At 63.1% G+C, this 22,392-nt stretch carries 22 protein-coding genes and 2 pseudogenes; 10 read left to right on the top strand and 14 right to left on the bottom strand.

Annotation, left to right across the window (positions count from 1 at the left end):
- The first annotated feature begins 25 nt into the window (after positions 1 to 25).
- Entirely contained in the window at positions 26 to 1,249 is a 1,224-nt protein-coding gene (locus tag NCR38_RS18825; protein ID WP_061118016.1) for a PepSY domain-containing protein, read from the top strand.
- A gap of 64 nt (positions 1,250 to 1,313) precedes the next feature.
- Here the strand turns inward: NCR38_RS18825 and NCR38_RS18820 are convergent, their stop codons facing one another.
- The 3 genes from NCR38_RS18820 to NCR38_RS18810 all read right to left on the bottom strand — a co-directional run bounded on the left by NCR38_RS18820 (position 1,314) and on the right by NCR38_RS18810 (position 4,077).
- Entirely contained in the window at positions 1,314 to 2,612 is a 1,299-nt protein-coding gene (locus tag NCR38_RS18820) for an SUMF1/EgtB/PvdO family nonheme iron enzyme (protein WP_061118138.1), read from the bottom strand.
- Between the two features lie 165 nt (positions 2,613 to 2,777).
- The gene (locus NCR38_RS18815; protein ID WP_086960996.1) at positions 2,778 to 3,497 is read right to left on the bottom strand and encodes a helix-turn-helix domain-containing protein; all 720 of its coding nucleotides are present in this window, start codon (positions 3,495 to 3,497) and stop codon (positions 2,778 to 2,780) included.
- 106 nt (positions 3,498 to 3,603) lie between these two features.
- Entirely contained in the window at positions 3,604 to 4,077 is a 474-nt protein-coding gene (locus tag NCR38_RS18810) for a universal stress protein (protein ID WP_061118139.1), read from the bottom strand.
- A 274-nt stretch (positions 4,078 to 4,351) separates the two neighbouring features.
- Between NCR38_RS18810 and NCR38_RS18805 the strand changes: the two genes are divergently transcribed.
- The 3 genes and pseudogenes from NCR38_RS18805 (at position 4,352) to NCR38_RS18795 (ending at position 8,684) form a co-directional block, all read left to right on the top strand.
- Positions 4,352 to 5,881: an MFS transporter gene (locus NCR38_RS18805; RefSeq protein ID WP_061118018.1), complete on the top strand. Its 1,530-nt coding sequence runs from the start codon at positions 4,352 to 4,354 to the stop codon at positions 5,879 to 5,881.
- A 233-nt stretch (positions 5,882 to 6,114) separates the two neighbouring features.
- Positions 6,115 to 7,689, top strand: a complete 1,575-nt coding sequence (locus tag NCR38_RS18800) for an aldehyde dehydrogenase (NADP(+)) (RefSeq protein ID WP_250477462.1) — start codon at positions 6,115 to 6,117, stop codon at positions 7,687 to 7,689.
- Positions 7,690 to 7,745: 56 nt separating this feature from the next.
- Positions 7,746 to 8,684, top strand: a pseudogene (locus tag NCR38_RS18795) (SMP-30/gluconolactonase/LRE family protein).
- Here the strand turns inward: NCR38_RS18795 and NCR38_RS18790 are convergent.
- The 3 genes from NCR38_RS18790 to NCR38_RS18780 all read right to left on the bottom strand — a co-directional run bounded on the left by NCR38_RS18790 (position 8,681) and on the right by NCR38_RS18780 (position 10,370).
- On the bottom strand, positions 8,681 to 9,106 hold the full coding sequence (locus NCR38_RS18790) for a GNAT family N-acetyltransferase (RefSeq protein ID WP_061118021.1): 426 nt from the start codon (positions 9,104 to 9,106) through the stop codon (positions 8,681 to 8,683). The pseudogene NCR38_RS18795 and the gene NCR38_RS18790 sit on opposite strands and share 4 nt — an antisense overlap.
- A gap of 83 nt (positions 9,107 to 9,189) precedes the next feature.
- Positions 9,190 to 9,789: a short chain dehydrogenase gene (locus tag NCR38_RS18785; RefSeq protein WP_061118022.1), complete on the bottom strand. Its 600-nt coding sequence runs from the start codon at positions 9,787 to 9,789 to the stop codon at positions 9,190 to 9,192.
- Between the two features lie 125 nt (positions 9,790 to 9,914).
- The gene (locus tag NCR38_RS18780; RefSeq protein WP_061118023.1) at positions 9,915 to 10,370 is read right to left on the bottom strand and encodes a hypothetical protein; all 456 of its coding nucleotides are present in this window, start codon (positions 10,368 to 10,370) and stop codon (positions 9,915 to 9,917) included.
- A 176-nt stretch (positions 10,371 to 10,546) separates the two neighbouring features.
- Between NCR38_RS18780 and NCR38_RS18775 the strand changes: the two genes are divergently transcribed.
- Positions 10,547 to 10,705: a hypothetical protein gene (locus NCR38_RS18775; RefSeq protein WP_250477461.1), complete on the top strand. Its 159-nt coding sequence runs from the start codon at positions 10,547 to 10,549 to the stop codon at positions 10,703 to 10,705.
- Between the two features lie 86 nt (positions 10,706 to 10,791).
- On the opposite strand, the gene NCR38_RS18770 is transcribed toward NCR38_RS18775, so the two are convergent.
- Positions 10,792 to 11,412: a DUF3005 domain-containing protein gene (locus NCR38_RS18770; RefSeq protein WP_061118024.1), complete on the bottom strand. Its 621-nt coding sequence runs from the start codon at positions 11,410 to 11,412 to the stop codon at positions 10,792 to 10,794.
- Positions 11,413 to 11,693: 281 nt separating this feature from the next.
- Here NCR38_RS18770 and NCR38_RS18765 point away from each other — a divergent pair, with 281 nt between their 5' ends.
- A complete protein-coding gene (locus NCR38_RS18765; RefSeq protein WP_061118025.1) occupies positions 11,694 to 11,927 on the top strand; it encodes a hypothetical protein in 234 nt (77 codons plus the stop codon).
- Between the two features lie 135 nt (positions 11,928 to 12,062).
- Complete coding sequence (epsC, locus tag NCR38_RS18760; protein ID WP_250477460.1) at positions 12,063 to 13,055, top strand: serine O-acetyltransferase EpsC; 993 nt, start codon at positions 12,063 to 12,065, stop codon at positions 13,053 to 13,055.
- Between the two features lie 57 nt (positions 13,056 to 13,112).
- Here epsC and folE read toward each other — a convergent pair whose 3' ends face one another.
- The 4 genes from folE to NCR38_RS18740 form a co-directional block, all read right to left on the bottom strand.
- A complete protein-coding gene (gene folE / locus NCR38_RS18755) occupies positions 13,113 to 13,763 on the bottom strand; it encodes a GTP cyclohydrolase I FolE (protein ID WP_061118026.1) in 651 nt (216 codons plus the stop codon).
- An 81-nt stretch (positions 13,764 to 13,844) separates the two neighbouring features.
- On the bottom strand, positions 13,845 to 14,048 hold the full coding sequence (locus tag NCR38_RS18750; RefSeq protein WP_250477459.1) for a hypothetical protein: 204 nt from the start codon (positions 14,046 to 14,048) through the stop codon (positions 13,845 to 13,847).
- 72 nt (positions 14,049 to 14,120) lie between these two features.
- Complete coding sequence (locus NCR38_RS18745; protein WP_061118028.1) at positions 14,121 to 14,564, bottom strand: VOC family protein; 444 nt, start codon at positions 14,562 to 14,564, stop codon at positions 14,121 to 14,123.
- 14 nt (positions 14,565 to 14,578) lie between these two features.
- On the bottom strand, positions 14,579 to 15,010 hold the full coding sequence (locus tag NCR38_RS18740) for a nuclear transport factor 2 family protein (RefSeq protein WP_061118141.1): 432 nt from the start codon (positions 15,008 to 15,010) through the stop codon (positions 14,579 to 14,581).
- 168 nt (positions 15,011 to 15,178) lie between these two features.
- Here NCR38_RS18740 and NCR38_RS18735 point away from each other — a divergent pair, with 168 nt between their 5' ends.
- Positions 15,179 to 15,814, top strand: coding sequence for a TetR/AcrR family transcriptional regulator (locus NCR38_RS18735; protein WP_061118029.1), 636 nt, complete (start codon positions 15,179 to 15,181; stop codon positions 15,812 to 15,814).
- A 61-nt stretch (positions 15,815 to 15,875) separates the two neighbouring features.
- On the opposite strand, the gene NCR38_RS18730 is transcribed toward NCR38_RS18735, so the two are convergent.
- Positions 15,876 to 17,258 carry an MFS transporter gene (locus tag NCR38_RS18730; protein WP_061118030.1) on the bottom strand — a complete coding sequence of 461 codons (1,383 nt, stop codon included), beginning with the start codon at positions 17,256 to 17,258 and terminating at the stop codon, positions 15,876 to 15,878.
- 329 nt (positions 17,259 to 17,587) lie between these two features.
- Here NCR38_RS18730 and NCR38_RS18725 point away from each other — a divergent pair, with 329 nt between their 5' ends.
- Positions 17,588 to 18,541, top strand: a complete 954-nt coding sequence (locus NCR38_RS18725) for a 2-hydroxyacid dehydrogenase (protein ID WP_061118142.1) — start codon at positions 17,588 to 17,590, stop codon at positions 18,539 to 18,541.
- A 67-nt stretch (positions 18,542 to 18,608) separates the two neighbouring features.
- Positions 18,609 to 19,504: pseudogene (locus NCR38_RS18720) on the top strand (LysR family transcriptional regulator).
- On the opposite strand, the gene NCR38_RS18715 reads toward NCR38_RS18720, so the two are convergent.
- The gene (locus tag NCR38_RS18715) at positions 19,488 to 20,864 is read right to left on the bottom strand and encodes an aspartate aminotransferase family protein (RefSeq protein WP_061118032.1); all 1,377 of its coding nucleotides are present in this window, start codon (positions 20,862 to 20,864) and stop codon (positions 19,488 to 19,490) included. The pseudogene NCR38_RS18720 and the gene NCR38_RS18715 sit on opposite strands and share 17 nt — an antisense overlap.
- 13 nt (positions 20,865 to 20,877) lie before the next feature.
- A complete protein-coding gene (locus NCR38_RS18710; protein ID WP_061118033.1) occupies positions 20,878 to 22,212 on the bottom strand; it encodes a glutamine synthetase family protein in 1,335 nt (444 codons plus the stop codon).
- Positions 22,213 to 22,392: the final 180 nt, after the last annotated feature.

The raw sequence follows: 22,392 nt of genomic DNA, 5'->3' as shown, positions 1-22,392 counted from the left end.
ACTGTCGCACCCAGGCATCGGCGGCATGAGGCCGGTTTTGGTTCGCCTGCATCGCTGGCTCGGTGTCGCGACGGCGCTCTTTCTGTTCGTTTCGGGTCTCACCGGCGCGATCATCGCGTGGGACCATGAAATCGATGCGCTCCTCAATCCGTCTTTCTTCCACGCGCGCACCGATGGTCCCGCGCTGCCGCCGCTCGAACTCGCGCGACGCGTCGAGGCTGCCGATCCGCGCATCGAAGTGACGTATATGCCGCTCGGCTTCGAGCCGGGACACACCGCGCAGATGATGGTGATGCCGCGCACGAACCCGGCGACGAACGCGCCCTACGAGGTGGCGTACAACCAGATCGCCGTCGATCCGGCGACCGCTCAGGTGCAGGCGCGGCGCATGTGGGGCGCCGTGTCGCTCGCGCGCATCGACCTGATGCCGTTCCTCTACAAGCTGCATTACACGCTGCATCTGCCCGTTGTCGGCGGCTTCGACATCGGCACGTGGCTGATCGGCATCGTCGGCATCCTGTGGTTCTTCGACAGCGGTATCGCGCTGTTCCTGTCGTTCCCGAGCGTGAAGGCATGGCGCAAGTCTTTCGCATTCCGCGTGAAGCGCGGCGGCTATGCGCTCACGTTCGACCTGCATCGCTCCGGCGGCGTGTGGATCTGGGGCCTGCTGCTCGTGATGGCGCTCACGTCGATTTCGATGAATCTCTCCGAGCCTGTGATGCGCCCGGTCGTTTCGATGTTTTCGAAGCTCTCGCCTTCGTTTCTCGATAACGCGGAGCTCGTGCGCGCCGGTCCGCCGGGCAGGCCGCTCGCCACGCGCGAGCAGATTCTGGAGATGGCCGCGCGCGACGCGAAGCACCAGAACCTGACCGAGCCGATGGGCGCGCTCTACTACGCGCCGATGTTCAAGGCCTACGGCGTCGGCTTCTTCGCGCCCGGCCACGATCACGGCGACGTCGGACTCGGCAACGCATGGCTTTATTACAACGCGCAGACGGGCACGCTCGCGGGCTCGTCGATTCCCGGCCGCGGCTCGGCCGGCGACATCTTCATGCAGGCGCAGTTTCCGTTGCACTCGGGGCGGATCGTCGGTCTCGGCGGGCGCATTCTCGTGAGCGCGCTGGGCGTCGCGGTCGCGGTGCTCAGCGCGACGGGCCTCATCATCTGGTTCAGGAAGCGTTCCGCGCGCCGTCATTCGGCGGCCGTTGCGAGCGCGCGCGCGGCTCGCGGAGGATCGTTATCGTCGTGACGAGATCGCGAACGTCGACCTCGCCGGGGCCGCATGTCGTATCGGCCGGCGCTTCGGCAAAAAATCACGACGAGGAAACGAGCCGAAACCCCGCATAGACATACTGATAATGCGCCTGGAACCAGTTGCGGAAACTCGGCCGCAACATGCACGCGGCGGTGCGCGGCGAGCCGCCTTTCATCACGAAGTGCTTGCCGTCGAAGAAATTTGCCGAGTAGCCGAGATAGAACGGAAACGGCTCGAAGCCTTGCAGCGGCCCGAACTCGGTCGACGTCCATTCCCAACCATTGCCGAATTGTCCTTCGACGCCGAACTCGCTTCGATTCTCCGGATGCGCCTGCACCGGCGACGGATCCCATCGGCGGAAATCGAAATTGCCCTCGGTCACGTGAGGCGTGCCGAGCGCGGCGCGCTGCCACTGCGCCTCCGTCGGCAGCGCCTTGCCTGACCAGCGTGCATAGGCCTTTGCCTCGGCATGGCTCACGTACACGGGCCAGTCGGGCGGCAGCGCGATTTCATCGAACATCGTGCGCAGCTTCCACGTGTCTTGCGCATCGGCGCCGGGAATCCAGAAGGCCGGATGCGCGATGCGCTGCTCTTCCTTCCACGCCCAGTCGGCGGCGTCCCAGTAATCTCGATTCCAGTAGCCGCCCGCATCGATGAACCGCAGGTACTCGCCGTTGGTCACCATGAAGCGGTCGATTTCGAACGCGGGCACGTCGATGCGCTCCTCGCCGAACTCGTTGTCCCAGCCGAACCGGCCGCTTTCGCGCGTCAGGCCGAGTGTCACGCTGCCGGCCGGCACGCGCACGGTTCCATGCGTCGGCACGCGATCGGAGGCGCGCTCCGAACGGGCATCGGATGGTGCAATTTTTCTATCGACCGGCAATTGATGCAGCATGTACGCAAGCGTTTCGGCATGCATCAGCCGATGCTCGATCGCCACTTCCAGCAATTGCGCGGGCGATTCGCCAGCGCGCACGGGCGCGGCGGCGACTTTGATCGGATCGAAATGCGCGTCGATCTCGGCGCGGACCGCGTCCCTGTATGCGCGCACTTCGTCGAGCGAGGGCCAGTCGGCCGGCTGATCGGTAGGCAACCCCCCGTCCACCGGATCGATGCCGAAGGCGAAGAGCTCGTCGTAGGCGGGATTCGGGCTCGGCAGGTCGAAGAGGCGCTGATCGAGAAGATTGCGGTCGAAGGCTTCGAGATGCCCGATATAGAAGACGATGCGATGGCGCTCGGCGATCGGCCTGTCGTAGAGATGCTCGGGTTTGACGACGTCGAAGAGTTCGTCGGTCACGCGCCGCGCTTCGGCGAGGCGCTCGAGCAGCGGATGACGCAGGGAAGGTTCGCGGTTCATGTCGCCCAATCTCCGTGGCTGGCCTGTTGGCTTCGCATTCGATCAAAGGGCGCCGAAGCGCCCGTTTGGCCGAACAAAAGAGACTAAACCTTAGCGAACCGCGTGCCAACCGAAATATGGAGGGCGATTATTTCCGCACGCGCAATAATCGCGGGCGCTGTTCCTTCAGACGGCGTGCAAGGCGTCGAAGTCGCGGATACGGATGAACTTGCCCTGCGTTTCGATGAAACCCGCCTTGTCGAAGCGCGACAGCGTGCGGCTGACCGTTTCGAGCGTCATGCCGAGGTAGCTGCCCATGTCGTCGCGCGTCATGCGCAGCGTGAACTCCGAGGACGCGTACCCGCGCTTCGATAGGCGCGACGACAAATCGAGCAGCAGCCGCGCGACACGCTCGTCCGCCCGCAACATGCCGAGCCTCACGACATGGTTCGCCTCGCGGTTCACGGCGTGGCTCATCATGCGATGCAGGCGCCTTTGCAGCGCGTCGGTTTCGCGGCACATGCGCTCGAAGAGCGAATAGGGCACGACGCAGACGGAGCTGTCTTCCAGTGCGATCGCGGCGCACGTATGCTCGCCTTCCTCGATGCCTTCGAAGCCGAGCGCGTCGCCGGCGAGCAACAGTCCCGTCACCTGCTCGCGGCCGCCGTCGTGCGTGATGACCGTCTTGATCGACCCGGAGCGCACGGCGAACAGGGAATCGAAGCGGTCGCCGGCGCGAAAGAGGGCGTCGCCGCGCTTGACCTTGCGCGTCACGGAGATGATGTTCTCCAGCTTGGCGATGTCGTTGGCGCACAGGCCTTCGGGCATGCAGAGATGCCGCATCGCACACGTCGAGCAATGTGCCGAGTTGCGACGCGCGCGGGAGTTGTCAGACAAGGCGGTCATTTGGGCTTCGTTTTGTTGATGAATGACAAAACGATTGTCCCATAGCCCCTCGGCCCGGCCGCGTGAAAAATTGACGCGGCCAGGGCATCCGTCAAGCTTTTTTACCTTATCGGGTTGATTTTTCCACGGCCTCGCCGGCTGCCGATGGAATCAACAGCACCGGCAGTGTGGCCTGACGAAGACACCGCTCGGCGACACTGCCGAGAATCAGGCGCTGGAAGCCTTTGCGCCCATGCGTGCCCATGATCAGCAAATCGGCGTTGAAGGCGTTGGCGGCGTCGATGATGAGCGTCGCGACGTCGTCGCTCGCGGTTGCCTCGACGGTCACGACTTCGCCCGTCACGCCGCGCGCCTTCATCTGCGCGGCGGCTTCGCGCGCGAGCGAGGCGCCTTGCTCCATCAGGCTCGCATGCAGCGACGAAGGATCGTAGCCGGGCAGGTCGAAGTACATCGGTCCGGACTCGACGACGTAATACGGCTGCACGATCGCCTGATGCGTGACGGCGAGATCCAACGCGGCGGTGAAGGCGCGCCCGGAAGTCCGGCTGCCGTCGATGGCGACGAAAATGCGTTTGAACATGTCGGTTTTCCCCATGAAACGATCGATTGGCGCGCGGCATGCGCTGTCATTCATGCGTTTGCATGATAGAGCCCGGGCCTTGCATCGCCGCGCCGCTCTTTGGCGATAAGTCGATCCGGCGCAAGGCAGGCCGTACAATTCGTGGTTCTTCGACATCAGCGTCCGCTTAAAAATTGGCGGCGCGACCTCTTTTTAGCACTTCTCCACCCAGCCCGCCCGACCGACCGTGACTCAAACGCCGCCTGCTTTACCGTTCAGAACAGCGCTCTACGCGATGCTTGGCATCGGTCTCGTCAACATGCTCGTCGCCCTCGACCAGACGGTGGTCAGCACCGCGCTGCCCTCGATCGTCGCGGAGTTGCACGGCTTCGAGTTCTACGCGTGGATCGCGAGCGCCTATCTGCTGGCGTCGGTCGTCACGGTTCCGGTATTCGGGCGGCTCGGCGATTATTTCGGGCGCAAGCCCTTCGTGCTCGCGGCGGTGATCACGTTCACGGTCGCGTCGGTGCTGTGCGGGCTCGCGCCCAGCATGTTGTTCCTCGTGCTCGCGCGCGGGCTGCAAGGCATCGGCGGGGGAATGATGGTTGGCACCGCGTTCGCGGCGATTCCTGATATGTTCCCCGATCCGCGCACCCGCGTGCGCTGGCAGGTCGTGCTCGCGGCGGCGTACGGCATCGGCACGGCGGCGGGGCCGTCGCTCGGCGGGTGGATGAGCCAGCACTGGGGCTGGCGTTCGACCTTCCTCGTGAATCTGCCGGTCGGCGCGGCCGCCCTCTACTTCATATGGGCGCATCTGCCCAACCTGCACCGGCCGCGCGAAGGCGCCGTGAAGATCGACTGGACGGGCGCTGCGCTCGTCGCGCTGGTCCTCGGCGGCTTTCAGGCGCTGATCGAGGCGTTGCCGAAGGATGGCCTGACGACCGCCAATCTCGCGCTCGGCGCGGGCGTGGCGGTGTGCGCCGTGGCACTCCTGATATGCGAGCGGCGTGCGACGCATCCGATCATCCCGCTCGACATCTTCCGCGACGCGCAGCTCAACACGCTTTTCACGCTGTCGTTCCTGGCGGGCTTCGTGATGTTCTCGCTGATCTTCTTTGCGCCGCTCCTGCTGCAGGGCGGCTTCGGCCTTTCGCCGCAGGCCGCGGGGCTGCTCGCGACGCCGATCGCCGCGTGCATCGCGCTCGGCAGCTTCATCAATACGCGCATCGTCATTCATATGCGCAAGCCGGTGAATATCCTTTCAATCGGCTTCACGCTGCTCCTGTTCGCGTCGGTCGCGCTGGCGTTCGCACGCGAGACGACGCCGCATCTGTGGATCGAGCTGCCGATGGCCGCGACCGGCATCGGCCTCGGCTTCGTCCTGAACAACATGAACATCTTCGGGCAGGAAATCGCGGGCCGCGAGCGCTTCGGCATCACGACGGCGCTCTTGCAATCGACGCGCATGGTCGGCGGCATGATGGGCACGAGCATCGTCGGGACGATCGTCGCGCATCACTATGCGAGCGTCGTGCAGCGCACGGTCAGCGTGCTCGGCGCGTCGGCGTCCACGCAATGGCTGCCGCGCCTCTCCGACCCGCGCATTCTCGTCGACGAAGCGCTGCGCGAGCGCATCCTCGCCGAACTGAACGCGGCCGGGCTCGACGCGCCCGCGCTCCTCGACGCCGCCCGCGACGCGCTCGTGCAGTCGATCCACATCGGCGTGATGCTGACGGCGGTCGCGGCGCTCGCGGCCGCGCTGCTGGTGCGGCGCATCGCGCACATTACCTTCAGGAAGCACGCGACGCCCGTCCCGAAGTCGTGACGCGGGTTCTTTGACAAGCGGTTTGTCGCGCCTATAGTTTTTGCGTCGCCGGACGGACAGCTTCGAGCCTGAAGCTGCCTTGTCCGCGACCGCGCACCGCGTTTGCTTCACTTCCCTCGACGGCGGTTCGCACGTCCTGCGCGGAACGCTTGCGCGGGCCGCGGGTCACTCGCTTGTGCGGGCGGCCGCGCGACGCGCTTGCCGCCCATCGCCAACAGAGATGAGGAGCTGACATGAAGATCACCGGAGACATGCTGATCGGCGCATCGGCCGTGCGGGGCACCGATGCCACGCTCCGCGCGTTCGACCCCGCGCGCAATGCCGATCTCGAACCCGCGTTCGGCGGCGGCGGCGCGGCGGAAGTCGCGCGCGCGTGCGAGCTCGCCGAAGCGGCGTTCGACGACTATCGCCACGCACCGTTGGAAACCCGCGCGCAGTTTCTCGAAGCGATCGCCGACAACATCACCGCGCTCGGCGACACGCTGATCGAGCGCGCGATGGCCGAATCCGCACTGCCGAAGGCGCGGCTCGAAGGCGAGCGCGCCCGCACGGTCGGGCAATTGCGCCTGTTCGCGTCGCTCGTGCGCGAGGGCCGATGGCTCTGCGCCACCCTCGATTCCGCGCAGCCGGACAGAAAGCCGCTGCCGCGTTCGGACCTGCGTTTGCAAAAGATTCCCGTCGGGCCGGTCGCGGTGTTCGGCGCGAGCAACTTTCCGCTGGCGTTTTCGGTGGCGGGCGGCGATACGGCGTCGGCGTTCGCGGCGGGGTGTCCCGTCGTCGTGAAATCGCATCCGGCCCATCTGGGCACATCGGAACTCGTCGGTCGCGCGGTGCAGAAGGCGGTCGCGGACAGCGGTTTGCCAGAGGGGACGTTTTCGCTCGTCGTCGGCGCGGGCAATGCAATCGGCGAGGCGCTCGTCGCGCATCCGGCGATCCAGGCGGTCGGCTTCACCGGTTCGCGGCGCGGCGGGCTGGCGCTCGTCGATATCGCGGCGAAGCGCCCTGTGCCGATACCCGTTTTCGCCGAGATGAGCAGTGTCAATCCGGTATTCGCGCTGCCGGGCGCGCTGGCGGCGCGCGGCGATACGCTGGCGGCGGGCTATATCGATTCGGTCACGCTCGGCGTCGGCCAGTTTTGCACGAATCCGGGCCTCGTGATCGGGCTCGCGGATCCGGATCTCGATGACTTCATCGACAACGCCGCGGCGGCGATCGAAAAGAAGAGCACGCAGACGATGCTCACGGCGGGCATCGCCGCGGCCTACGAGGACGGCGTCAAGCAACGCGATGCGTCCGCGAAGCGCATTGCGACGGGTGAAAAGAGCGAGGCGTCGAGCGGCGCGCTGCCGGCGCTGTATCGCGTGAGCGCGGAGGAGTTTCTGGCGAAGCCGCAACTGGCGGAGGAGATTTTCGGGCCGACCTCGGTGATCGTCGTATGCCGCGACGAGGACGAGATGATTCTCGTCGCGCGCGGTCTCGAGGGTCAACTGACGGCCACGCTCCTGATGGAGCAAGACGATGTAGAGCTCGCGCGGCGGCTCTTGCCGGTGCTCGAGCGCAAGGCCGGGCGGATTCTCGCGAACGGCTTTCCGACGGGCGTCGAAGTGTCCTACGCAATGGTGCACGGCGGCCCCTATCCGGCGACCTCCGACAGCCGCTCGACCTCGGTCGGCGCGATGGCGATCGAACGCTTTCTGCGGCCGGTGTGTTATCAGGATTTGCCGGCGGCGCTGTTGCCCGAGGCGCTGGCAGATGACAATCCACTGTCGCTCTGGCGCTTGCGCGATGGCCAGCTCGGACCGAATTGATCCGCGCAGCGAATAGAATGCGTTTGCAAAAAATCCATAAAAGGAGATGAACCCACATGACAAGCGACTCGCGCCGCTACCCCGACCCCTCAGTGCGCGTGCTGGACCCGCGCTTCAATGCGCTGCGCATCGCATCGGCGTCGGTGGAATGACTTTATCAGGGCGCGCGCTGGTCGGAAGGGCCGGTCTGGTTCGGCGACGGCCGCTATCTGCTCTGGAGCGACATCCCGAACAACCGCATCCTGCGATGGGACGAGGAAAGCGGTCAGGTCGGCGTGTTTCGCAAGCCGTCGAACAACGCGAACGGCAACACGCGCGACCGCGAAGGCCGGCTCGTGACCTGCGAGCATCTGGCGCGGCGCGTGACGCGTACCGAATACGACGGCTCCATCACCGTGATCGCCGACAGCTACGACGGCAAGCCGTTGAATTCGCCGAACGATGTCGTCGTGAAGTCGGATGGCTCGATCTGGTTCACCGATCCGACCTTCGGCATCGACGGCTTTTATGAAGGCGAGAAGCACGAAGCGCAGTTGAAGCCGTGCGTGTATCGCGTCGATGGCCGAAGCGGCGAAATCACGATGATGATCGACGCTTTCGTCGGTCCGAACGGACTCGCGTTCTCGCCGGACGAATCGGTGCTGTACGTCGTCGAATCGCGCGCGACGCCGCGCAAGATCTACGCGTTCGACGTGCTCGACGGCGGCCGAAAACTCGGCGAGCCGCGTGCGCTGATCGATGCGGGAGCGGGCACCCCCGATGGCTTTCGCCTCGACATTCACGGCAATCTGTGGTGCGGCTGGGGCATGGGCGACGCCGAGCTGGACGGCGTGCGCGTGTTCACCCCGCAAGGCGAGGCGATCGGCCATATCGATTTACCGGAGCGCTGCGCGAACGTGTGCTTCGGCGGGCGGCATCGCAATCGCCTGTTCATGGCGGCGAGCCATGGGCTCTATTCGCTTTACGTCAACACACAGGGCGTGAGGGGCGGCTAAGCCTTCGCGATCTTTTCCATGATGCGTTCGGGATGCCTGCTCGCGGCGAATCCGTGCCGCGCGTAGAGCCCGTGCGCGTCGGATGTGACGAGCATCATGCGGCGCAGTCCCTGCAGGTCGGGATGCGCCATCACGCACTGCATCATCCACTTTCCGAGGCCCGCGCCCTGATGCTCGGGCAGCACGAAGACGTCGGCGAGATAGGCGAAGGTCGCGGTGTCGGTGATCATGCGCGCGTAGCCGATCTGCGCGCCGCCGCGAAAAAGCCCGAACGCGAGCGAATGACGCGCGGCGCGCTCGACCTTCTCACGCGCGATGCCCGGCGACCAATACGCCACTTCGCTCAGGTAACGGTGCACGACATCGAAGTCGAACTCGTCGATGTCCGTGCTCAGTCGATATTCGTCCCGGGTCCACTGCATCGCGCCGCTCCAAGGCCTTCGTGATCCGCCGAGCATAAGCGATCGACGCGCCGCGCTCCATGCACACTTCGCGTCTGTCAGTGTCAGTGCACGTTGTAGATACGCCCGGTCTCCGCGCCCTCGACGCTGCGGCTGTACGCCAGCGCCACGCGCGCGCCGCTCGCCGCCTCGAAGCCGCGGAAATACGGACCGAAGCTTTCGCGCGCTTCTTCGAGCATCGTCGGGCTCACGGCGTTGATACGCAGGCCGCGCGGCAGCTCGATCGCCGCGCCGCGGACGAAGCCTTCGATCGCGCCGTTCACGGCCGCCGCGCTCGCGCCTTCACGGATCGGCGCCGCGCCGACGATGCCGCTCGTAAGCGTAAACGAGCCGCCGTCGTTCAGATAGTCGCGCGCGGTGAGCACGAGATTGACCTGACCCATCAGCTTGTCGTCGAGGCCGAGCCGGAACTGCTCGGGCGTCATCTTCATCAGCGGGCCGAAATGCACGTGACCGGCGGTCGCGACGATCGCATCCACGTGGCCGATTTCATCGAAGAGCCGCTTGATGCTGACGAGATCGAGCAGATCGACGCGATGCGCACCGCGCGTGGCGCCGATTTCGAAGACTTCGTGACGGGCTTTGAGTTCGGCGGCGACCGCCCGGCCGACCGTGCCGGTTGCACCGATGACAGCGATTTTCATGACTGGACTCGCAACGGTTGATGAACTTTGCATTGTGCGAGCGAGCGGACGCGCGAAAAAGGCGCGCCCGCTTCAAGGATTGCAAACGGGGCGTTTCGAATTGCCAGCGAAACGCTGCGGTATTGCTATCGGGGCGCGAGGCGCGGTGGCATCGGCGAAAGGAGATACAGCGATGCCGCGAACTTGCAGACGAGTCCCGCGCCGGACACGAACGCGGCCGCCGGGAACACATGCCATTGCAACGCGAGCGTGGGCGCAACGAGCGCGACCGAAACGAAACCGATCGCGATGGCAAGCCAGCGCGCCCATTGCAGCCGCGACGCGACGCACACGTAAAGCAGGCCGACCAGCACGCGCGACGCAATCGATGCCGCGAGCGGATGACTCGACGCATCGCCGGGAAGGCCAATCGCGAGCGTCAGCGCAAACTCCGCCCAGGAGAGCGCGTAGGCCGCACCGAGACATGCGATTGCGGATGTGAAGCGCTGTTCGGGCGTGACGATGTGGCGGGTCGTGGTCGGAAGCGGCGCGCCTTCATCGGATTCTGACGGACAGGCGTCGTACGCGTGAATGGTCGTCATTTTGTCTTTCCCCTTTTATCGATTCGAGACCTTGGTCGGTCGTCTTGTCGCCCGCAATCGCTTGTGCCGCAATGCGGCGCTTCGCTGGCGGTGCCTATGCGCATACGCCGTGCCAGGTCGGGGAACGCGTATTGCTGCGCATCATGTGAACGGGGCGCACAACCACAGGAGCGACAATGAGCAACGTGAAGGAACAGCATCCTCATTCGGAACGTGACGAAGACGATGTCGACAAGGCTGTCGAAGATACCTTTCCCGCAAGCGATCCGCCCGCGACGGGCGGCGTGACGCGCATCGAACCCGATCAGGACAAGGACGAAAAGAAGGAAGGCTGAAAGCAAGACTGAAAGCACTTTGAACAAAAAAGAGCCGCATATTCCATGCGGCTCTTTGCTTGATGTATGCGCGGCCCTCATACACCTCAGCCGCGCTTGAGTTCGAATAGCCGCGAGGGGCGCAAGTGATTGAGCGCATAGTGCTTGCGGCCGCGCAGTGTATGGCCGTGCGCGTCGCGTGCTTCGAAGCGGACCTTGTCTTCGACCTCGGGCACAGTCGGCGCAACCATGCCGCGATCGATCAGGTGATAGCCGCGCTCGAGCGCGAGCAGCACGCCGTTGCGCCCCGGACGGCTGTCGAAACCGCCGAGTCCGTCGCCGGGTTCGGGCACGAAGTTCACCGTCGTCGCATTCGAATTGATTACTGTGTCTGGCTCGCGTGCGAGCATTTCCCCTTCGCGCCTTGCATGAATGCTCTTCGCGTCGGCATCGACGGTGTCGTCGAGCCCGTCATCGTTGGCGACATCGACGCCGCGCGGGGGCTTTTCATAGAAACCCTGCGGACCCACATGCATGCCTTCCTTCGTCCTTTCCGTTTTCACGGCCGCGCCCGCGCCCGCGTGGGCCTCTCCGCCCGACGCGGCCTTCGTCGCGTCGCTCATCTTGACGTGCGCGGTTTCGGCAGCGGGCGTTTTGATCGGGCTCTCGGCGACCTGATCCTTTTGCTTCTCCTGCGTCTGCGTCTGGTTCGATTCAGCGTTGTTCATCGCGTTGCTCCGTTGGACATGAACTGACAAGCCCCGATGCAAGACTCGTTCCGGATATTTGGCGACGGAACCGCGAGCCTTGCCGGAGGGCGCCTTAACGGACACCCAAAATTTCGGGTTTTTTTTTCGTCCCCAAGCCTATTTCCTGCAAGTATTATTTGGAACCTGTCGGCGGCAAAGTGCAACTGTGGAGACGCGAGCAACAAGGAGGGCGCGTTTCGTTGCCGTCGAAGAAGAGCAATGCGATTCGAACGAGCAGGGCACTTTCACACAGGTGACTCATGCAACACGATGCAGCCTTTTCACATCGAGGCTACCTTCTAAACTGCGCGCCCGCCCGGGCCGGAGATGGCAGCTACCAGCCGTATGTGGTGATCTCGCGATCGAGCGATGGCGAGCTCGTCGCGAACCGCTTCTTTCCGTCCGACTTGCGATTTTGCAACGAGGGCGATGCCATCGCGCACGCGCGCGACTGGGCCGTGCGCTGGATCGACGCAAGCAACGTAACCGTCTGAGCGATGTCCCGATGAAACCGCGTGCACGCAAACGCACGGGCCGCCGGGCGGCAGGCTTCTGCAAAACCGGTTACTCTTGAAGTTTCCCCCGTCGTGCGCGAGTGCGACGGCCGCTTCTCTTGCTTCATGGCCGACATGCAGAACACGCCCACGCCCGGCATCGTACCGCCCCTCGAAACATCCCGAGACAATACACGTGACACGGCTCAGGAGTGGGGTCTCGCTCACATCGTCGCGGATCTGCGCCAGTCGCGCGAAGAACTGCATCGCACACGGCATCCGCTCGGCATACGCGAGTTGCCGTCGCGCGAGGCGATCGTGAAGATCGTCAACGGCTTGCGCTCGGCGCTCTTTCCCACGCATTACGGCGCGCCGGATCTGACCGACGAAAGCGTCGATTACTACGTCGGCCAGACGCTCGAAAGCACCTTGCGCCTGCTGCACGAACAGATTCGCCGCGCGCTGCGCTTCCTGCCCGAGCATCGCGATACCGACGATGCCACGCTCTCCGCGCAAGCCTTTGCGATCGCGCGTGAATTCGGCTCGCAGTTGCCGCAGATCCGCGCGTTACTGGTCAGCGATATTCAGGCCGCCTTCACGGGCGATCCGGCCGCGCAGCACGTCACCGAGATTCTGCTGTGCTATCCGGGCGTGTGGGCGATGACGCATCATCGCCTCGCGCACGCGTTGCACAAGCTCGGCGTGCCGCTGCTGGCACGCTTCATCAACGAGATCGCGCATTCGCTGACGGGCATCGACATTCATCCGGGCGCCACTATCGGGCCGAGTTTCTTCATCGATCACGGCACGGGCGTGGTGATCGGCGAGACAGCGGTGATCGGGCAACATGTGCGCGTCTATCAGGCCGTGACGCTCGGCGCGAAGAGCTTTCCATCGATGAGCGATGGCTCGCTCGTCAAGGGCAACGCGCGGCATCCGATCGTCGAGGACGATGTCGTCATCTACGCGGGCGCGACGATTCTCGGGCGCGTGACCATCGGCAAAGGCTCGGTGATCGGCGGCAACGTGTGGCTCACGCACAGCGTGCCGCCGGGGAGCAACGTGTCGCAGGGCAAGATCCGCGAGGGCAGCGGGCCAGATGCGCCCGGCAATGGCTTCGGCGCATAAATGACAAAAGGGCCGCGAGGCCCTTTTCTTTTTGCGTGTCCGTTTTGGCTGGCGGCCTTATGTATTCGACACGCTGAACGCGCTCTGATCGCTGACGATGGAAAGAAATTCGCGCCGCGTCGATGGATCGTCGCGAAACGATCCGAGCATGCGCGACGTGACCATCGACACGCCCGCCTTGTGCACGCCGCGCGTCGACATGCACTGATGCGCGGCTTCGAGAATCACGCCGACGCCGAGCGGCTGCAGCACTTCGTTGAGCGTATCCGCGATCTGCGCGGTCATCTTCTCCTGAATCTGCAGACGCTTCGCGAAGGCATCGACGAGACGCGCGAGCTTCGAAATGCCGACAACGCGCTTGTTGGGCAGATACGCAACGTGCGCGCGCCCGATGATCGGCACCATGTGATGCTCGCAATAGCTTTCGAAACGAATGTCCTTCAGGACGATCATCTCGTCATAGCCCTGCACTTCGGAAAACGTACGCGCGAGAATATCGTGCGGATTTTGCGTATAACCCGCGAAGAACTCTTCATACGCGCGCACGACGCGGCCTGGTGTGTCGAGCAGGCCTTCACGCCTCGGGTCGTCGCCGGCCCAGCGCAACAGAACACGCACGGCGGCTTCGGCTTCCTCGCGGGTCGGACGATCGGCTGGGTCAGCTGGCATGTCCGAGCCTGAAAGATGGTTTTTGCGCGGGGCGCTCATCGAAAGCTCCTGTCATCAAGGTGCAATTAGTGCATCTGGCACCCCGCCATTGTTCCACGTTTCCGAAGGTCGATATACGTGTCAGGTTTTTCCGCCTCCATCGATGCCTGAACCCGTGCGCCATGCCTGCTTGCCTTCCTCTGACAACTGGCCGCTGCTGTGATCCTTGTCGGGTTCCGTGCCGGGCTCGGCCATGGGCCCGCCCGGCTGTTCCTGCGAAGTTGGCTGCTTGCCCTTGCGCTGCGCGATGCGGTCTTCCTGAGAACGTCCGGCATAGTTGCTCATGTCACGGCTCCTTTCGAATTGATGCGGTGAAAGGCGCGCAAGACCCGTTCCAGACGGTGCTACAGTTGACGATCACGCGGGCTTGCCTTCCACGCCGCCGAGCACCATCCATGAAACGCCGAACTTGTCGGCCACCATGCCGAAGCGCTTGGCGAAGAACGTTTGGGTCATCGGCATTTGCACCTGCCCGCCGTTGGACAGCGCGTTGAAGTATTTCTCCGCCTGCTGTTCGTCGTTTGCCGTGAGCGAGAGCGATACGCCCTTGAAGTCCGGCTTGCCGCTGCACATGCCGTCGGAACCCATCAGCATGGAATCGCCGATGGTGAACGCCGAGTGCATGATCTTGTTTTCCGATCCCGGCGGAATGCCGCAGCCGCTGGCCGTCTCAGCCTTGCCGGCTTCCGGGTTTTCGCTGTAGCGCATCATCATGACGACTTGCGCGCCCAGACTCTCGCGATAGAACGTGATCGCCTCTTCGCAGCGGCCTTCGAAAAACAAATAGGGTTGCACTTGCATGTCTGCTCCTTGAGTTATGACTTCTCGTCAGGGTCCATATCCATCGTGAGCGGCACTGATGCGTGCTCGTGCACGACGCGCCAGTCACCGTCGATCTTTCTGAAGCACACGGTGGCGCGCACGATGTCCTCCTGCTCGCCCACGGCGACCCGGTTGACGGAGTGCGCATAAGCCAGATCGCCGCTCGCGGCCACTTCCACTTCCCGCATCTCGAACGCAAGCGGGCCTTTCATGCTGTCGAACCAGCGCTGCCAGTTCTCGCGATAGTGCGCGATGCCCTGGATAGACGCGGGCGGCACGACATCGAACACGACGACATCCGGCGCGTAGTGGCTCACGAGTGCCTCGACGTCTTTCGCGAGCACCGCCTGTCGCCACGCTTCGATCAGTTCGCGAATGCGCGCGACATTTTCATCCGACTGCGCACGATCGTTCGGCTTTGTCATGGCTGCCTCCTTCCGTATGACGACCCACATCGCACACGATGCCGCCGCGTCGTGACAATGCAACGGCAAGCACCGAAGCGGAATTATTTTTCTCGTTGTGGACACCGTCCACAAAAAGTAGCAGAGATAATGGACAGTGTCCACATATGGAAAGCCCAACGAATCGAAATGACAAATGGCAAGCCGCGCAGTACTTACCGGCATGGGGATTTGCGACGCGCGCTGATCGAAGCGGGCATCGAACTGGCGCGCGAAGGCGGGCCGGATGCGATCGTCCTGCGCGAGGCGACGCGTCGGGCAGGCGTCGTTCCGAACGCGGCCTATCGTCACTTCGAGAGCCGTCAGGAATTGCTATCGGCGGTGCGCTCGGCGGCGCTGTCGTTCGTCGCGCAGGCAATGGAAGAGGAACTGGCCGCGCGCCCAAAAAAGCGCCGCCGCGCCGATGCGGCGCGCGCGGGATTGCGGGCTATCGGCACGGGTTATCTGCGTTTTGCGCAGACGGAGACGGGTCTTTTTCGTACGGCCTTCGCAGCGCCGCAAGCGGAATGGGCGGAACATGATGAGCCGTATGGCGCAGGGCCGAGCGGACTCGATCCCTTTCAGTTGCTCAGCCGGGCGCTGGATGACATGGTGGACGCGGGCGCACTCGATGCGAAGCGCAGGCCCGAAGCGGAATATCTCGCGTGGAGCGCGGTGCATGGTTTCGCGCTGCTCGTGATCGAAGGCCCGTTGCAGGGATTGAAGCGCGCGCAGATCGAGCCGCTTGCCGGGCGCTTGCTCGATATGGTCGAGAACGGACTTTGAATGCGAGTCTGAGATACGAATCGCGCCGTATCAAGCGGCGCGATTCGTGTGATCGATACGATTACTTCGCGGACTGCGTCTCGCCGGCTATCGGCTCGACCACGCTGAAGAGCAACAACAGGCATAGCGTCGACGTCCCGACCATGTAGAGAAAAACGGCGGTCCAGCTATAGCTGTCGAGCAGCAGGCCGACCGCGAGCGGGGCGCATGCGCCGCCGATCTGCCCCAGCGAGTTCACGATACCGAACGCCGTCGGGTACGTTGCTTTGGTCGCGAGACCCATCGGATATGCGGAGTAACCCGCGAAGCCGATGCCTAGCATGAGGCCCGCCAGCATGAGGGCTGCACCGAGATAAGCGACGCTATCGGGCGCATCTATCAACAGGAACGTCATGATCATCGTGCCGAGCGCGCCGAGCATCATCATGGGCTTGCGGCGGCCGCCGAGCAGGCGGTCCGAGATGATGCCGCCAAGCATGTTGCCCGCGACCGCGCCGATGAAAGGCGCCGAGGCGAGAAAGCCCATCTTCACTGAAGCGAAGCCTTTCACGGTGACGAGATACGTGGGAATCCACGAGATGAAAATATTGCTGATGCCGATCATGCAGCCATAACCGAGCGCGATGCCGAAGATGTTCCACGAGCCGAAGACCTGGCGAATCGTCTCGAGTTGCGGCACGCGCTTCGTGCGATTGATCGCGTCGAGCCGGGGCATCGGCGTCATGTGCGCGCGGGACAGCGACTTGCCGCTATTGCCGCCGACGATTGTTTCATCGGCGATGTAACGGCGCTCGGCGGGCGAGCAGAAACGGTTCTCGCCGGGCGAGTTGGTGACGAAGAACATCCACACCACGGCGAGCAGAATCCCCGGCACCGCGAACACATAGAAGATCTCCCGCCATCCCCACAACTGAATCACGATGATGCATACCGAAGGCACGATCAGCGGCCCGAGCTTCGATGCCGCGATCCACAGGCCGGTGGCCGTGCCTTTTTCCTTCGCGGGAAACCAGCGATTGATGACGTTCGTGCAGCCGATGCCGAGCGGCCCTTCCGACAAGCCGAGCCCCACGCGATACGTCATCAGCAAGATTACCGACGACGTGGTGCCCATCAATCCGGTGAACACGGAAGTGAGGATCATGAAGACCGAGAACAGCAAGCCCGTCGTTTTGTTGCCGAGTCGCTTGTAAAGCAGTCCAACGGGAATCTGCACGAAGCCATACGCGAACGAAAACAGGCTGACGATCAGACCGGCTTCGGTATTGGTGATGTGATATTCCTTCTTCAGATACGGCAGCGCGATGCCGAAGTTGGCGCGGTCCGCACATGCGATGGCCCAGATGCAGAAGATCAGTCCCATCACGACCCAACGGTGTTTCGTGGGCTTCTCCGCGAAAGGTTCCGCCTTCGAGGGCGCAATGATGCCGTCAGCGTTGTTCATCGCGACGCCTCCCGTGGTGCATGCGCTGCGGCTTGAAGGAGGCGAATGAATGGGAAGCGGGTAGGGCGCAGGCTCACGCTGTTGTCTCCGATGTCATTTTCAAGGCTTTATTGTCGATATGCCTTCTTATGCTTCGAATTGTGGGGATGGTGCGCAAGAGCGTCCAATCTTTTATTGCTATTACCTGATTCCCGAATTGAATCGATAAGAACACTGCCGGTCATGCGTCGATACGTGGATCAATTGATAGCCTTTTGGGATTGGACGTGTCCGGCAAAAGCAGACATCATGCGCTCCACATCGGAAACGAACATCATGGAGCACGCGAATTGAAGCCGAGCATTCTGCAACTGAACCCGATCCTCGTACCGGCCATCAACGAAAAGCTGGATGCGCTCTATACGATGCATCGCCTCTTCGAAAAGGAGGATAAGGACGCGTATATCCGTGAGCATGGCGCCTCGATTCGCGGCGTGATCACCGGCGGGCATACGGGCATCTCGAACGATCTCATCGAGCGCTTGCCCGCGTTGCAGGTGATCGCGGTGAACGGTGTCGGCACCGATGCGGTCGATCTCGAATTCGCACGCTCGCGCGGCCTTCCAGTGACGGGCACGTTCGGCGCGCTGACCGAAGATGTCGCCGATCTCGCGATTGGTTTGATCCTCGCCGTGCTGCGCGAGATCTGCCCCGGCAACGATTTCGTGAAGACCGGCAAATGGGTGAAGAACCCGAACCCCGGCGCGATCCCGCTGTCGCGCCGTTTCAGCGGCAAGCGCGTGGGAATCGTGGGCCTCGGCAAAGTGGGTCGCGCGATCGCGCAGCGCGCAGCCGCATTCAACTGCCCGATCGCTTATACCGATATGCGCCGCATGGACGATAGCGACTATCGCTTCGTGCCGGATCTGCTCTCGCTCGCACGCGAAAGCGACATTCTCGTGCTGGCCGCCGCGGCCGATAAGGCCAAAGGCATCGTGAACGCAGCGGTGCTCGATGCATTGGGCAAGGAGGGTTATCTCATCAACATTGCGCGCGGCAAGCTCGTCGTGGAAAGCGACCTCGTCGAAGCGCTGTCGCGTGGCACGATCGCGGGCGCGGGCCTCGACGTGTTCGTCGATGAACCGAACGTGCCGGCCGAACTGTTCGATATGGACCGCGTCGTGCTGCAGGCGCATCGCGCGAGCGCGACGGTGGAATCGCGCACGGCGATGGGCGAGATGGTGCTCGCGAGTCTCGCGCAAGGTCTCGCGGGTCAGCGTCCCGATGGCAGCCTCACGACCTGACGCGTGCGCATGAAGCCGTCCGGGGCGAACATATAATGATCGGCTATCACTTCAACGTCGATTACGAATGCTCGATCTCGGACAAGTGCGTTGCTTCGTCGCTGCCGCGACGGAGCTGAACTTCCGGCGCGCGGCCGCATTGCTCAACATGACACAGCCGCCGCTTTCCAGGCAGATTCATCTGCTCGAAGAAAATCTCGGCGTGAAGCTGTTCGAGCGCGTCGGGCGCACGGTCAGGCTGACCACGGAAGGGCGCGTGTTTCTCGCGGATGCGACGCGCCTGCTCAATCTCTCCGAGCAGGCCGAAAGCACGGTGCGTCGTGCGAGCAAAGGCAAGACCGGGCGCGTGCGCATCGGCTTCACGGGCGCCGCGGGCTATGAGTTGATACCCGAATTGCTCGTCGCGGCGAAGCGGGATTTGCCGGATATCGACGTCGTCCTGCTCGAAATGATTTCCGTCGCGCAGATCGAGGCTTTCGAGGCAAACGCAATCGATCTGGGCTTCATGCGGCCGCTGCCGTCGCGGCAGAAAGTGCAGTTCCTTCTCGTCGACCGTGAGCCGATGATCGTCGCGCTGCCGGCGGGACACGCGTTGTGCCGCTTCGATCGACTCGAACTCGCGCAGTTGAACGAGCAGGCCTTCATCATGCATTCACCCACGCACGGCAAATACTTTCATGACCGCATCGTGAGCATGCTCGTGGCCGATGAAGTGAAGCCGCATTTCACGCAATACATCGATCAGACGCCGACCATTCTGTCGCTCGTTCGGGCGGGATTGGGCGTTTCGATCCTGCCCGCGTCATCGCAACGATTTCACTACGACAATGTCGAGTTCAGGAAATCGCCGGCAATACCGTGCAGGCCGAAATGAGCATGGCGTGGCGTTCCGATCAGGACAATCCCGCCGTCACGGCCTTCAGGCACATGGCGGCGGACCACTTCGCTACGCGGCGTTCCTGATTTGACGCGCCGTTGCGTCGATCGCGGCTCTGGCTTTGTCGACTATCTCGTCTATCTCGTCGTGCGTGACGACGAGCGGCGGCGACAACAACATCCGATCGTGACTCGCGCGCATCACGAGATTGCCCGCGAAACAGAAGTCACGGCATATCGTGCCGATATCGTCGCCATTCAAAAAGCGCTTCCTCGTCGCACGATCTTCGGCAAGCTGAATCCCCGCAACGAGACCCGCGCCCGCAATCTCGCCGACGATCGGATGATCGCCTAACGCCTCACGCAGGCGCTTCTGGAAATACGGCCCCGCATGGTGCTTGACGTGCGCGACGATGCCTTCGTCGCGCAACAGCTTCAGATTGGCCACCGCGACCGCGGCCGCAACCGGATGCCCCGAATACGTGAAGCCGTGATTGAACTCGCCGCTGTTCACGATGGCATCCGCGATGCGATCCGACAGCCCGACCGCGCCCATCGGCACATAGCCGCTCGTGAGGCCTTTGGCCATCGTGATGACATCCGGCTCGAAACCGAAATGCTCGTGCGCGAACCATTCGCCCGTGCGCCCGAATCCGCCGATAACCTCATCAGCGATCAGCAGCACATCATGCTTGCGGCAGATGCGTTCGATTTCAGGCCAGTAGCTCGATGGCGGAAAGATGACGCCGCCCGCGCCTTGAAACGGCTCGCCGATGAACGCTGCGACGTTCGCCGCGCCCAGTTCGAGGATCTTTTCTTCGAGCTGACGCGCACGCGCGATGCCGAACGCTTCCGCACTCATTGCGCCGCCTTCGCCGAACCAGTAAGGCTGACCGATATGCGCGACATGCTCCATCTTCGAGGGCATCTGCTCGTGCATGTAATTCATGCCACCGAGCGTCGCGCCCGCGATGGTCGAGCCGTGATACGCATTCGTGCGCGCAATGACATGACGCTTCATCGGCCGGCCTTGCACGGCCCAATAGCGATGCACCGCGCGCAGCGCGGTATCGTTGGCTTCCGAGCCGCTGTTGCAGTAGAGAAAGCGATTGAACTTCGCAGGCGTGAGCGCCGCGAGCAGCGCGGACAATTCGATCACCGGCGGATGCGTCGTCTTGAAGAAGGTGTTGTAGTAGGGCAGTTCCTGCATCTGCTTCATCGCGGCGTCGGCGAGTTCGCGTCGTCCATAGCCCACGTTCACACACCACAATCCGGCCATGCCATCGATGATGCGATTGCCCTCCGAGTCCCGGAGATACACGCCCTCGGCCTGTACGATCACGCGGCTGCCCGTTCGATTGAGGGCGCTCATATCGGAGAAAGGATGCAGATGATGCGCGGCATCGAGCGCGCGGTAATGTGCCGTCGAATCGATTCGATCGTTCATGTCGTCGTCTCCTTCAAACGTGCAGCAGCAGATGCTTGCGTTCCCACGAACTGATCACGCGGAAGAACGCTTCGTATTCGGTCTCCTTCAACGCGAGATAGGCGCGCACGAACTTCTCGCCGAACATGTCGGCGAGCGGCTCGCATGCACCCATCAACGTGAGACCCTCATCGAGATTGCGCGGCAACTGATACGGCTGGCGATAGCCGTCGCTCGCGAGCGGCTCGGTCGGCTCCAGATGCTGCGTCATGCCGAGATAACCCGCGGCCAGTGTCGCCGCGATCGCGAGATAAGGATTGCAGTCCACGCCCGGTATGCGATTCTCGATGCGCCGCGCCTGCGGCGACGCATGCGGCACGCGAAATCCCACGGTGCGGTTGTCGTAGCCCCATTGCACGTTGATGGGCGCGGCCATGAAGCGCGATAGCCTGCGATACGAATTGATGTAAGGCGCGAAAATCGGCATGAGCGCGGGCGTGTATTTCTGCAGGCCCGCGACGTAGCTATAGAAGAGGCCCGTCGGTTCGCCTTCTCGATTCGTGAAGAGATTGCGTCCGGTGTCTTCATCGACCACGCTCTGATGAACATGCATCGCCGAGCCGGGCTCGTTCTCCATCGGCTTCGCCATGAAGGTCGCATACATCTTGTGACGCAGCGCCGCCTCGCGCACCGTGCGCTTGAAGAGAAACACACGGTCCGCGAGATTGAGCGCATCGCCATGCATGAAGTTGATTTCCATCTGCGCCGCACCCACTTCGTGAATCAGCGTATCCACTTCGAGTTCCTGCACTTCGCAATACGCGTAGATGTCTTCGAAGAGCGGATCGAACTCGTTGACCGCATCGATCGAGTACGCCTGACGTCCCGTTTCCGCGCGCCCGGTTCTGCCCACGGGCGGCTGCAAGGGCAGATCGGGATCGCGGTTCATATCGACGAGAAAGAATTCCAGTTCCGGCCCGACGACAGGACGCCAGCCTTTCGCGGCGAATTTCCGCAGCACTTCACGCAACACGCGTCGCGGCGAAATTGCGACGGGCGTGCCGTCGAAATGCACGCAATCGTGGATGACTTGCGCCGTGGGATCGACGGCCCACGGAATCAGGCGGATCGTCGCGGGATCGGGCACGCACACCATGTCGGGATCGGTGACGCCGGTGAAGCTGCCATCGACGGGATAGTCGCCCGTCACCGTCTGGATCATCACGGCTTGCGGCAGGCGCATCGATTCGCCCGATTCGAACTTGCTGCGCGGAATGATCTTCCCGCGCGCGGTGCCCGCCATGTCGGGAATGATGGCTTCAACTTCAGTGATGTGATGCTTTCGAAGAAATTCGTCGATGCGTTCCATTGTCGTTCTCGTGTTTTAAAGGCGCGCATGCTTCCACGGCCTTCGCGATGCATCGCAAAGGCGCAAAGAAGGAAGGCGCGCGCATTCACGCGTGCAGACGCACGCGCGCGGACCCGTCAGTCAGGAAGGGAAGAACGGAAGAGGCGCTACGGCAGCAGCGAAGCGGCGCCGACGCAATGG

This window comes from Caballeronia sp. INML1, from assembly GCF_023631085.1.
Classification (GTDB): Bacteria; Pseudomonadota; Gammaproteobacteria; order Burkholderiales; family Burkholderiaceae; genus Caballeronia; species Caballeronia turbans.
The sequence above is the reverse complement of the archived record's forward strand: the minus strand, read 5'-3'. Positions and strand labels throughout refer to the sequence as shown.

Coding starts and splice junctions, on each gene's coding strand:
- NCR38_RS18745 (WP_061118028.1), bottom strand. CDS start 14,564: ATGCAAGTGCAACCCTATTTGTTTTTCGAAGGCCGCTGCGAAGAGGCG.
- folE (WP_061118026.1), bottom strand. CDS start 13,763: ATGAGCGCCCCGCGCAAAAACCATCTTTCAGGCTCGGACATGCCAGCT.
- NCR38_RS18735 (WP_061118029.1), top strand. CDS start 15,179: ATGACAAATGGCAAGCCGCGCAGTACTTACCGGCATGGGGATTTGCGA.
- NCR38_RS18765 (WP_061118025.1), top strand. CDS start 11,694: ATGCAACACGATGCAGCCTTTTCACATCGAGGCTACCTTCTAAACTGC.
- NCR38_RS18780 (WP_061118023.1), bottom strand. CDS start 10,370: ATGACGACCATTCACGCGTACGACGCCTGTCCGTCAGAATCCGATGAA.
- NCR38_RS18825 (WP_061118016.1), top strand. CDS start 26: ATGAGGCCGGTTTTGGTTCGCCTGCATCGCTGGCTCGGTGTCGCGACG.
- NCR38_RS18770 (WP_061118024.1), bottom strand. CDS start 11,412: ATGAACAACGCTGAATCGAACCAGACGCAGACGCAGGAGAAGCAAAAG.
- NCR38_RS18715 (WP_061118032.1), bottom strand. CDS start 20,864: ATGAACGATCGAATCGATTCGACGGCACATTACCGCGCGCTCGATGCC.
- NCR38_RS18730 (WP_061118030.1), bottom strand. CDS start 17,258: ATGAACAACGCTGACGGCATCATTGCGCCCTCGAAGGCGGAACCTTTC.
- NCR38_RS18710 (WP_061118033.1), bottom strand. CDS start 22,212: ATGGAACGCATCGACGAATTTCTTCGAAAGCATCACATCACTGAAGTT.
- NCR38_RS18800 (WP_250477462.1), top strand. CDS start 6,115: ATGAAGATCACCGGAGACATGCTGATCGGCGCATCGGCCGTGCGGGGC.
- NCR38_RS18740 (WP_061118141.1), bottom strand. CDS start 15,010: ATGACAAAGCCGAACGATCGTGCGCAGTCGGATGAAAATGTCGCGCGC.
- NCR38_RS18790 (WP_061118021.1), bottom strand. CDS start 9,106: ATGCAGTGGACCCGGGACGAATATCGACTGAGCACGGACATCGACGAG.
- epsC (WP_250477460.1), top strand. CDS start 12,063: ATGCAGAACACGCCCACGCCCGGCATCGTACCGCCCCTCGAAACATCC.
- NCR38_RS18815 (WP_086960996.1), bottom strand. CDS start 3,497: ATGACCGCCTTGTCTGACAACTCCCGCGCGCGTCGCAACTCGGCACAT.
- NCR38_RS18820 (WP_061118138.1), bottom strand. CDS start 2,612: ATGAACCGCGAACCTTCCCTGCGTCATCCGCTGCTCGAGCGCCTCGCC.
- NCR38_RS18775 (WP_250477461.1), top strand. CDS start 10,547: ATGAGCAACGTGAAGGAACAGCATCCTCATTCGGAACGTGACGAAGAC.
- NCR38_RS18785 (WP_061118022.1), bottom strand. CDS start 9,789: ATGAAAATCGCTGTCATCGGTGCAACCGGCACGGTCGGCCGGGCGGTC.
- NCR38_RS18805 (WP_061118018.1), top strand. CDS start 4,352: ATGCTTGGCATCGGTCTCGTCAACATGCTCGTCGCCCTCGACCAGACG.
- NCR38_RS18810 (WP_061118139.1), bottom strand. CDS start 4,077: ATGTTCAAACGCATTTTCGTCGCCATCGACGGCAGCCGGACTTCCGGG.
- NCR38_RS18750 (WP_250477459.1), bottom strand. CDS start 14,048: ATGAGCAACTATGCCGGACGTTCTCAGGAAGACCGCATCGCGCAGCGC.